We start from the raw sequence: 9,988 nt of genomic DNA on the forward strand, positions 1-9,988 counted from the left end.
TCCCGATGAAAGCAAAATTCCTCGTCCCCCTGCTCCTGTTTTTCGCCCTCGCGGGTTTCCTCGCCTTCGGCCTCACTCTGAACCCGCGTGAAGTGCCTTCGCCGCTGATCGACAAGCCTGCGCCGGCGTTCAGCCTGGCCCGGCTCGACGATCCCGCCCGGCCCTTCGCGCTGGAGGAAATGAAGGGCCAGGTGTGGCTGCTGAACGTGTGGGCGTCGTGGTGCGTGGCCTGCCGGCAGGAGCATCCGGTGCTGGTGCGCATGGCGCAGCAGAAGCTGGTGCCGGTCGTCGGCCTCAACTACAAGGAAGTGCGTGGCGACGGTGCGATCAACGCGCGCGGCATGGCGCTGGAAGCCGAGACGGCGCTGGCGATCGAGCGCGCGCAGCGCTGGCTCGACGACCATGGCGACCCCTACGTGCTGTCGGTGCTCGACATCGACGGCCGCGTCGGCATCGACTTCGGTGTCTACGGCGTGCCCGAGACTTTCCTGATCGACGGCGAAGGCCGCATCCGCTACAAGCACATCGGCCCGATCACGCCGGAGAGCCTGCAGCAGGTGATCATGCCGAAGATCGAGGAGGTGCGCCGTGCGGGCTGAGATGTTCGTGAAGCCTGTCCGCCGGCTGGCCGTTGCCGTTGCCGTGCTGCTGGCGGCGGCATTGCCCGCCGTCGCGCAGCAGGCTGCGATGCCGCAGCAAAGCGCCGGGCCGGGTGCCGCGCCCACCGTGGCGGCCGATCCGCAGCTCGAAGCCGACGTGATGGAGCTATCGCACAAGCTGCGCTGCCTGGTGTGCCAGAACCAGTCGATCGCCGAATCGAACGCGCCGCTTGCGCTCGATCTGCGCGACCAGGTGCGCGAGCAGCTCGCCGCCGGCCGCAGCAAGAACGACGTGATCGATTATCTGGTGGCCCGCTATGGCGATTTCGTCCTCTACGACCCGCCGTTCAAGGCCACGACGCTGCTGCTGTGGGGCGGTCCGGTGCTGCTGCTGGTGGGCGGCGCAGGCTGGCTGGCCTGGCGGCTGCGCCGGCGCCAGGGCGAACTTGCCGCCATGCATGGCCTGAGCGAGGCCGAGCGCCGCCGCGCCCGCGAACTGCTCGCCGGTGATGCGAAGCAGTCCTCATCTGAATCTCCGGAGTCCCGTTCGTGACCGTCTTCATTCTTCTTGCCGGCCTGCTGGTGGCCGGCGCTCTGCTCTGGATCCTGCCGCCGCTGTTCCGTGCCGGCGGCCGCGCGCAGCGCGAACAGGCCGAGCAGAGCCAGCTGGTGCTGGCGGTACTGCGCGAACAACTGGCCGAACTGGATGCCGATCTCGCCGCCGGCCGCATCGATGCCGCCACCCACGCCAAGAGCCGCGAGGAAGTCGAGCGGCGCGCGCTGGAAGAAGGCGAGGCCGCGGCCGAGCGAGCCCATTCCGCCGACACCCGCGCCGAGCGTAGCTGGGCCGTGGGCCTGGCGCTGAGCGTACCGGTGCTGGCGGTGGCCGGCTACCTGGCGTTCGGTGAGCCGGAGGGGCTGGATCCTGCTAACGTGGTGGCTGCGCAGCAGGGCTTCTCCAAGGAGCAGATCGCCGACATGGTGGGCAAGCTGGAAACCCGCCTGCAGCAGGAGCCGGACAATGCCGAAGGCTGGATGATGCTGGCCCGTACTTATACGGTGCTGCAGGACTTCCCGAAGGCGGTCGTGGCCTACGAGAAGCTGTCGAAACTGGAGCCGAACGAGCCGGACGTGTATGCCGACTGGGCCGACGTCGTCGCTGCGACGCAGGGCACGGTGGTGGGCGAGCCCGAGGAGCTGGCGGCGAAGGCATTGGCGATCGCGCCTGCGCACCCCAAGGCGCTGGCGCTGGTCGGTACGGCCGCTTACCAGAAAGGCGATTACACGGCTGCCGCCGCGCACTGGGAGAAAATCCTGGAGCAGATTCCGCCGGGCGAGGACGTCGCCCGCGGCGTCCGCGCCAGCGTGAACGAGGCGCGGGCCAAGGCGGGCATGCCGCCGCTGGCCGAAGCTGCGGCCGCGCCGGCGCCGAGTGGCGGCCGGTTGACGCTATCCGGCCGCCTCGAAGTGGACGCGGCGCTGCTCGATCAACTGAAGCCGGACGACGTGGTGTTCGTGTTCGCCCGCAACGAAGGCGGCGGTCCGCCGCTGGCGGCGCTGCGCTTCAAGGCCGGCGAGCTGCCGCGGGACTTCTCGTTCGACGGCGCGGCGATGATGATGGGCAACGATGGACCGCTGCCCGAGCGTGTCGTCGTCGGCGCCCGCGTTTCCAGGAGCGGCAACGCCACCGCGAACAGCGGCGACCTCGAAAGCCCGGCCCTGCCTGCCGCTGCCGACGCCAGCGGAATCATCGTCAAGATCGACCGCGTGCGGCCGTGATCATTGTCCGGCGGGCAGTATTTCCCTGCCCGCCGGATAGCGTCAGTCCTGGTAGCTGAAGCGTACCCGCTTGACGTTGCACAGCAGTTCGTAGGCGATGGTGCCCGCCGCCGCGGCGATGCGGTTGACCGGCACCTGCCTGCCCCACAGTTCCACCCGGCTGCCGACGCCTGCCGCGGGCAGATCGGTGAGATCCACCGTCAGCATGTCCATCGACACGCGGCCGATCAGGCGGCCCGGCTGGCCGTCGATGGCGACCGGCGTGCCGTCGGGCACGCTGCGCGGATAGCCGTCGGCATAGCCCATCGCCACCAGCCCCACGCGCGTACGCCGTTCGGCGACGAAACGGCCGCCATAGCCGAGCGCGTCGCCGGCTTCGATCTCGCGTACCGCCATTACCGCGCTTTCCAGCGTCATCACCGGCTGCAGGCCGTTGGCCTCGCCGGGCATCGGGTCGGCGCCATAGAGCAGGATGCCTGGGCGCGCCCAGTCGCGGTGCGCCCGGGGCCAGCCCAGGATGGCGGCGGAGTTGGCCAGGCTGCGGGTACCGGCCAGGCCCTGGGTGGCGGCGTCGAAGCATTCGAGCTGCTCGGCGGTGGAGACGACCTGCGGCTCGTCGGCGCGGGCGAAGTGCGTCATCAGCGTGATTTCCCGCACCTTGCCGCTCGCCTGCAGCCGTTGCCAGGCATCGGCGACATCGGCGCCGACGAAGCCGGCGCGGTTCATGCCGCTGTTGACCTTCAGCCAGATATGCAGCGGCATCGCCAGCGGGGTGGTCTCGATCATGCGCAGCTGGGCTTCGTGGTGGACCACCACCCACAGTTCGTGGCGGACGGCATCCGCCAGCTCGAGCGCATCGAACACGCCTTCCAGCAACAGGATCGGGGCGGTGATGCCGGCTGCGCGCAGCTCCAGCGCCTCGTCGAGGAAGGCCACCGCGAAGCCGTCGGCTTCTTCTGCCAGTGCGCGGGCGCAGCGCACCGCGCCGTGGCCGTAGGCATTGGCCTTGACCACGGCGAGCGCCGATGTGCCATGGCGCGTGCGGGCGAGACGATAGTTGTGGCGCAGAGCGGCGAGATCGATCAGGGCGCGGGCGGGGCGCATCGTTTCAATCCAGTGGAGGCGGGGCGCACATGGTGCGCCCAACTGCAGCGCGCCGCAATGCGGATGGTCTGCGGTGCCTGCCGCAGGCTTGTGTCAGGCCGGCGACAGGCTCAGGCCTTGTGCGCGTCGCACGGCTTCGCGGCCATAGCGGCGCAGGCCGAGGTCGTCATGGCGGATTGCCGGCTGCCGGCTGGTGATCAAGTCGGCGAGGAGCGCGCCGGCACCGCAGGACATCGTCCACCCCAGGGTGCCGTGGCCGGTGTTGATGAACAGCTCGGGGTAGGGCGTGGCGCCGATGATCGGGGTCGAGTCCGGCGTCATCGGCCGCAGGCCGGTCCAGAACTGCGCGCCGGCGATGTCGCCGCCGTGCGGGAACAGGTCGGTCACCACTTTTTCGAGCGTTTCGCGGCGGCGCGGATTCAGGCGCAGGTCGAAGCCGCCGAGTTCGGCCATGCCGCCGACGCGGATGCGCTGGTCGAAGCGCGTCACCGCGACCTTGTAGGTTTCATCGAGCACGGTCGAGCGTGGGGCCGCGTCGGGATCGGTCAAGGGTACGGTCAGGGAGTAGCCCTTGACCGGATAGACCGGCAGATCCAGACCCAGGCCGGCCGCCATCTGGCGCGAATAGCTGCCCAGTGCGAGCACGTAGCGGTCTGCCGCCAGAACCTGGCTGTGCTCGCCGGTGCCGATGCGCACGCCGATCACGCCGCCGCCACCGGTCAGGATTTCGCGGATATCGACGCCGAAGCGGAATTCCACGCCGGCCTTCTGTGCCATGTCGGCAAGCCGGGCGGTGAATAGATGGCAGTCGCCGGTTTCGTCGTTCGGCAGCCGCAAACCGCCTGCAAGCGGACTGCGGCTGCGGGCGAGCGCCGGTTCGGCGCCGATGAGTTCCGCGGCGCTCAGCAGTTCGAAAGGCACGCCGCATTCCTGCAGCACGGCAATGTCGCGCTGGGCGGCGTCCAGTTGGGCCTGGCTGCGGAACAGCTGCAGGGTGCCGAGGCTGCGTTCCTCGTAGTGGAGGCCGGTTTCGCTGCGCAGGGTGCGCAGGCAGTCGCGAGCGTACTCGGACAGCCTCATCATGCGCTCCTTGTTGAGCGCATAGCGGTCCGCGCTGCAATTGGCCAGCATCTGCAGCGCCCAGCGCAACTGGAACAGGCTGCCGTCGGCACGGATGGCGAGCGGGGCGTGGCGCTGGAACAGCCATTTGAGCGCCTTCAGCGGAATGCCGGGCGCCGCCCAGGGCGTCGAGTAGCCGGGCGATACCTGGCCGGCGTTGGCGAAGCTGGTTTCGAGCGCGGCGCCGGGCTGGCGTTCCAGCACGGTCACGCGTGCCCCGCGCTGGGCGAGATACCACGCCGTGGTGGTGCCGATGACGCCGCTTCCGAGTACGATCACATGCATGGCTGGCTCCTGCCCGATTGCCGTTGGATGTATGCAGTCTAGGCAAGTTCAAGCAGTGTTTTTCACTTATAAACATGTGATGAATGGTGGAATCAATCGTTCATCCAGCTGTTTTTCGGCGAGGGCAGCGAAATGCGCGAACTCGATCGTGTGGACCGGAAGATCATCGATCTATTGCAGAAGGAAGGGCGGCTGTCGATGACCGAGCTGGCCCAGCGCGTCGGCCTGTCGGCGACACCGTGCACCGAGCGTGTGCGCCGTCTCGAGCGCGAAGGCGTCATCACCGGCTATCACGCCCGTGTCGATCCGCGCGCCCTCGGCAGGCCCTTGCTGGTGTTCGTCGAACTGAAGCTGTCGGCGAAGTCGAACGACACTTTCGACCGGGTGAAGAAGGAACTGGCCTATGTGCCGGAGGTGATGGAATGCCATCTGGTGTCGGGTGATTTCGACTACCTGATCAAGGCGCGCATCGCCGAAATGAGCGACTATCGCCGCCTGCTCGGCAACATCCTGCTCAAGCTGCCGTCGGCGGCCGAGTCGCGCAGCTACGTGGTGATGGAAGAGGTGAAGGAAAGCCTTTATCTGCCGCCCGAGCCGTGAGCAGGGTGGCAAGCTGTATCAGAGAAGGATAATGTTTCCCTTTCCAGGAACAGGAAGGCCCTGGATCGATGTGATCGGACGATTCGCCCCGGATACGGAACTGCCATGCGCTGCTCGACGCTTTTGTTCTCCCTTGGTGTATTGGCGCTGTCTGCCTGTGACAAGGCGCCCTTGCCAGAGGCAGAGAAGGCGCCGCCCTTCGTCAGGACGGCACAAGTGGGGGCGGCTGCCAAGGCCGATCTCGGTCTGTCCGGCACGGTGCGGGCACGGGTGGAGTCGCCGCTGGCCTTCCAGGTCGGCGGGCGCATCGTCCGTCGTGCGGTCGATGCGGGTGAGCAGGTTGCAGCCGGACAGTTGCTGTTTCAGCTCGATACCCATGATCTCGAACAAGGCGTTCGCGCGGCCGAAGCCGATCTGGCGGCGGCCGAGACGGCGCTGACCACGGCGGTTGCCGATCTGGCGCGCGCCAGGCAACTGAGGGAGCGCAACTACACCAGCGAGCAGGCCACCGAGCGTTTCGAACTGGCCCGGCGCGAAGCGCAGACACGGCGGGAGGCGGCTGCAGCGCGCCTGGTGCAGGCGCGTAACGCCCTGGGTTATGCCCGCTTGCAGGCGCCGGCGGCGGGTGTGCTGGTCGATGTGGCTGGCGAGCCCGGCCAGGTCGTCGGCGTCGGCCAGCGCGTGGCGCTGCTGGCGCAGGCAGGCGAACGGGAGCTCGAAGTGCATTTTCCGGCAGGCGTGGCGCCGCCGGCTGAAGGCCTTGCCCTGCTGGACGGGGACATGAGCTTGCCGCTGGTCCTGCGCGAAACGGCCGGCGCGGTCGAACCCCAGGGCCGCACGCTGCGGGCGCGTTACACGGTGCAGGGGGCGCGAAATGAGTTGGTACTGGGCGCCGTGCTGCGTGCGCGCTTCCATGTCGAACAGCAGGCCGAAGGCGGCTTCGTCGTGCCGCTCGCGGCACTCAACGAGCGTGGCGAGGGCGCGCGCGTCTGGCGCGTGCGCGACGGCATCGTCGAAGCCGTGCCGGTCGATGTGCAGCGCATCGACGGCGAACTGGCGCAGGTACGCGGTGCGCTGGCGACGGGCGACTCCGTGGTGGCGCTGGGCACCCATCTGTTGACCGAAGGCATGAAGGTGCGGGAGCTGGCTCGATGAGCTTCCCCAACCTGTCCGCACTCGCCGTGCGCGAGCGCTCGGTCACGCTGTTCTTTCTCGTCCTCGCAGTGCTGGCGGGCGTCTATGCCTTCCTGTCGCTGGGGCGCGCCGAGGACCCGGCGTTCACCATGCGGGTGCTGGTGGTCAATGCGGTCTGGCCCGGCGCCACACCGCAGGAGATGCAGGAGCAGGTGGTCGACCGGCTGGAAAAGCGCATCCAGGAGGTCGAGAACATCTACCGCATCATCACCACGGTGCGCGCGGGCATGGCCAACCTGCAGGTCGAGTTCCACGACTACACGCCGGCCGCGCAGGTGCCCGATCTCAAGTACGAAGTGCGCAAGCGCATGCTGGAGGAGGCCGGCCGCTTGCCTGCAGGGGCGATCGGGCCGATCGTCAATGAGGATTTTGCCGACACCTACTTCAGCCTGATCGCCCTGACTGCGCCCGGCATGCCGATGCGCGAACTGACGCGGGAGGCCGAGGCAATCCGCGACCGCCTGCAGCACGTGCCCGGGGTGCACAAGGCGCTGGTGCTGGGTGAGCGTGCCGAGCGTGTGTTCCTCGAGTTCGACAATGCGACGCTGGTCAATCTGGGTCTGTCGCCACAAGCGGTGTTCGATGCCATCTCGGCCCACAATCGGCTGCTGCCGGCGGGCAGCATGGAAACCGAGGGGCCGCGCCTGAATCTTCGGCTCGATGCGGATCTGTCCGATCCGGCGCAGCTTGCCGCCGTGCCGCTGCGGGTGGGCGATCGGGTGTTCCGGCTCGGCGACATCGCCAGCGTGCATCGCGGCTACGAGGATCCGCCGAGCTATCTGGTGCGTTCGCGGGGCGAGGATGCGCTGCTGCTCGGCACGGTCATGAACAAGGGTGAGAACGGCCTGGTACTGGGCAGGCATCTCGCCGAATTCATCGAAGCCGAACGTGCACGCCTGCCTTTGGGGCTGTCGCTGGAGGTGCTGACCAACCAGTCGGAAGCCATCGCCAGCGCGGTCAATCTGTTCCAGCTCAAGTTCCTGGTAGCGGTGGCCGTGGTCGTGGCCGTCAGCATGCTGGCCATCGGCTGGCGCGCCGGACTGGTGGTCGGGATCGCGGTGCCGGTGACGCTGGGCATCACCTTCCTGATCATGAAGCTGATGGGCATCAACCTGGATCGGGTGTCGCTCGGCGCCCTGATCATCGGCCTGGGCCTGCTCGTGGACGACGCGATCATCGCCGTCGAAATGATGCTGGTGAAGATGGAGCAGGGCTGGAGCCGCATGCATGCGGCTGCGCATGCCTGGAACGTGACCGCAGCGCCGATGTTGTTCGGCACCCTGGTCACGGTGGCGGGCTTTCTGCCGATCGGCTTCGCACGTTCGTCGGTGGGCGAATACGCCGGCAACATCTTCTGGGTGCTGGCAGTGTCCTTGCTGGTGTCGTGGCTGGTGGCGGTGGTGTTCGCGCCTTATCTGGGCGTGAAGATGCTGCCCGAGGTGGCGCACGAGCACCCGCATGGCGATGCGAACGTATACCAGACGCCGATGTTCCGGCGCTTGCGCCGCCTCATCGCCTGGTGCGTCAACTGGCGCAGGACGGTGGTGTTCACGACCGTGCTGCTGCTTGCGGCGGCGGTCGCCGGCATGATCGCGCTCGTGCAGAAGCAGTTCTTTCCCAGTTCGGATCGGCCCGAGGTGCTGGTGAGCGTGTATCTGCCGCAAGGCAGCAGCATCGGCAACACCGATGCGGCGGTGCGCAAGCTGGAAGCGATCCTGGCGCCGATGCCCGAAGTGCGAACGCTGTCGAGCTACATCGGCGGCGGGGCGCCGCGCTTCTTTTTGTCTGCCAACCCCGAGCCGCAGGATCCGGCCTTTGCCAAGATCATCGCGGTGACGCAAGGCGTCGAGGCGCGGACCCGGGTGATGGCCGAACTGCAGCGGCGTATCGAAGAAGGCGAGTTCCCCGAGGCGCGTGTACGGGTGTCCCGCCTGCTGTTCGGCCCGCCGGTGGTCTGGCCAGTGGCGTTCCGCGTGGTCGGGCCGGAGGCGCAGGAGTTGCGCCGCATCGCCCATCAGGTGCGCGAAATCATGGCGTCCAATCCGCACGTGGTCGATCCGCACCTCGAGTGGGATGAAAGAGTCCCGGTGCTGCACCTCGCCATGGATCAAGCAAGGTTGAGACTGCTCGGCCTGACGCCGCAGGATGTCTCGCAGCAGCTGCAGTTCCAGCTCGATGGCCTGCGCGTGACCCAGGTCCGCCAGGACGTGCGCACGGTGGATGTCGTCGCACGCGGCGCCAGCGGCGGGCAGCGGCTCGATGCCAATAGCCTGTCGGCACTCGAGGTCCTCACGCCCGATGGGCGCAAGCTGCCTGCCGGGCAGCTGGGCAGCATCGAAGTCAGGTTCGAGGAGCCGGTGATCAAGCGCTACAACCGCGAGTTCGAGCTGACGGTGCAAGCCGAAATCGAGGGTGCACAGCCGAACGACGTCACCGAGGCATTGTGGAAATCGCTGGCGCCGCTGCGCGCCGAGCTGCCGCAGGGTTATCGGCTGGACATCTCCGGTGCGGTCGAGCAGTCGGGCAAGGCGAATGCGTCCATCCAGAAGCTGCAGCCGGTGATGGTGGCCTTCATGCTGGTCTTCATCATGCTGCAGATGAGGTCCTTTTCCGGTACTTTCATCGTTGTCGCCACGGCGCCGCTGGGCCTGATCGGCGCGGTGCTGGCGCTGCTGCTGTTCAATCAGCCCTTCGGCTTCGTCGCCCTGCTCGGCCTGACCGGTCTGGCGGGCATTCTGATGCGCAATACCCTGATCCTCACCCAGCAGGTTGCCGACAATCTGGAGGCAGGCATGGAAGCGTTCGACAGCGTCGTCGAAGCCGCGGTGCAGCGGGCCCGGCCGGTGATCCTCACCGCGCTGGCGGCAGCCTTCGCTTTCATCCCGCTGACGCTGGACACCTTCTGGGGGCCGCTGGCCTATGTGCTGATCGGCGGCGTGGCAGTGGGAACGGCGATCACGCTGTTGTTCGTACCGGCGCTTTACGCGCTGTGGTTCAGGCTGGTAGTGCCGCCTGCGGCGTAATGGCGGCGTGACAGGCATGCATGGGAGGCAAGCGACCGCATCGCTTGCTCATGCATCGGCGCGTCTTCTGACTCATGAGCAGATCAATATTCCTGTTGTTCGTTGTTGTTGACGGTTTTGTGTTGGTGTCTATAATGCCGATCTTTCTCGCGGCGCCCGGGTTTGATTTTGGGTGATGCGGGGCTTCCGGGTGGGTTTGGAGGCGGGATTTTTCGGGTTGTTTTTCTGGTTTTTGTTTTTCAGGAAGGCGGTTCGGGGTGGTTGACAGGGAGTTGTCTGTTGGTC

The 9,988-nt window shown here is 67.3% G+C and carries 9 protein-coding genes; 6 read left to right on the top strand and 3 right to left on the bottom strand.

Annotated features, from left to right (window positions below; translation table 11 throughout):
* Positions 1-5: 5 nt before the first annotated feature.
* From NX068_RS09935 to ccmI, 3 genes are read left to right on the top strand one after another with little or no spacing between them, the layout of a single operon-like run.
* A complete protein-coding gene (locus tag NX068_RS09935; RefSeq protein WP_263461113.1) occupies positions 6-599 on the top strand; it encodes a DsbE family thiol:disulfide interchange protein in 594 nt (197 codons plus the stop codon).
* 1 nt (position 600) lies between these two features.
* Entirely contained in the window at positions 601-1,152 is a 552-nt protein-coding gene (locus NX068_RS09940; protein WP_263461114.1) for a cytochrome c-type biogenesis protein, read from the top strand.
* Complete coding sequence (gene ccmI, locus NX068_RS09945; protein ID WP_263461115.1) at positions 1,149-2,378, top strand: c-type cytochrome biogenesis protein CcmI; 1,230 nt, start codon at positions 1,149-1,151, stop codon at positions 2,376-2,378. Before NX068_RS09940 ends, ccmI begins: the two co-directional genes overlap by 4 nt.
* Positions 2,379-2,420: 42 nt before the next feature.
* Here ccmI and alr read toward each other — a convergent pair whose 3' ends face one another.
* Together alr and NX068_RS09955 are read right to left on the bottom strand one after the other, a co-directional pair.
* Positions 2,421-3,482: an alanine racemase gene (gene alr / locus NX068_RS09950; RefSeq protein ID WP_263461116.1), complete on the bottom strand. Its 1,062-nt coding sequence runs from the start codon at positions 3,480-3,482 to the stop codon at positions 2,421-2,423.
* Positions 3,483-3,575: 93 nt separating this feature from the next.
* Positions 3,576-4,886: a D-amino acid dehydrogenase gene (locus NX068_RS09955; RefSeq protein WP_263461117.1), complete on the bottom strand. Its 1,311-nt coding sequence runs from the start codon at positions 4,884-4,886 to the stop codon at positions 3,576-3,578.
* A 132-nt stretch (positions 4,887-5,018) separates the two neighbouring features.
* On the opposite strand from NX068_RS09955, the gene NX068_RS09960 reads away from it, so the two are divergent.
* From NX068_RS09960 to NX068_RS09970, 3 genes are all read left to right on the top strand, one after another.
* Entirely contained in the window at positions 5,019-5,486 is a 468-nt protein-coding gene (locus tag NX068_RS09960; RefSeq protein WP_068638563.1) for an Lrp/AsnC ligand binding domain-containing protein, read from the top strand.
* A gap of 171 nt (positions 5,487-5,657) precedes the next feature.
* The gene (locus tag NX068_RS09965) at positions 5,658-6,641 is read left to right on the top strand and encodes an efflux RND transporter periplasmic adaptor subunit (protein ID WP_263461118.1); all 984 of its coding nucleotides are present in this window, start codon (positions 5,658-5,660) and stop codon (positions 6,639-6,641) included.
* Positions 6,638-9,703, top strand: a complete 3,066-nt coding sequence (locus tag NX068_RS09970; RefSeq protein ID WP_263461119.1) for an efflux RND transporter permease subunit — start codon at positions 6,638-6,640, stop codon at positions 9,701-9,703. The genes NX068_RS09965 and NX068_RS09970 overlap by 4 nt, the downstream gene beginning before the upstream one ends.
* Here NX068_RS09970 and NX068_RS09975 read toward each other — a convergent pair.
* Positions 9,675-9,988: hypothetical protein (locus NX068_RS09975; protein WP_263461120.1), on the bottom strand; the 314-nt coding region annotated here is incomplete at its 5' end. The genes NX068_RS09970 and NX068_RS09975 overlap by 29 nt on opposite strands.

Origin of the sequence: Thauera carbonicopians, from assembly GCF_025699485.1 — a bacterium.
Taxonomy (GTDB): Bacteria; Pseudomonadota; Gammaproteobacteria; order Burkholderiales; family Rhodocyclaceae; genus Thauera.

Coding starts and splice junctions, on each gene's coding strand:
- NX068_RS09955 (WP_263461117.1), bottom strand. CDS start 4,886: ATGCATGTGATCGTACTCGGAAGCGGCGTCATCGGCACCACCACGGCG.
- NX068_RS09935 (WP_263461113.1), top strand. CDS start 6: ATGAAAGCAAAATTCCTCGTCCCCCTGCTCCTGTTTTTCGCCCTCGCG.
- alr (WP_263461116.1), bottom strand. CDS start 3,482: ATGCGCCCCGCCCGCGCCCTGATCGATCTCGCCGCTCTGCGCCACAAC.
- NX068_RS09970 (WP_263461119.1), top strand. CDS start 6,638: ATGAGCTTCCCCAACCTGTCCGCACTCGCCGTGCGCGAGCGCTCGGTC.
- NX068_RS09960 (WP_068638563.1), top strand. CDS start 5,019: ATGCGCGAACTCGATCGTGTGGACCGGAAGATCATCGATCTATTGCAG.
- NX068_RS09940 (WP_263461114.1), top strand. CDS start 601: ATGTTCGTGAAGCCTGTCCGCCGGCTGGCCGTTGCCGTTGCCGTGCTG.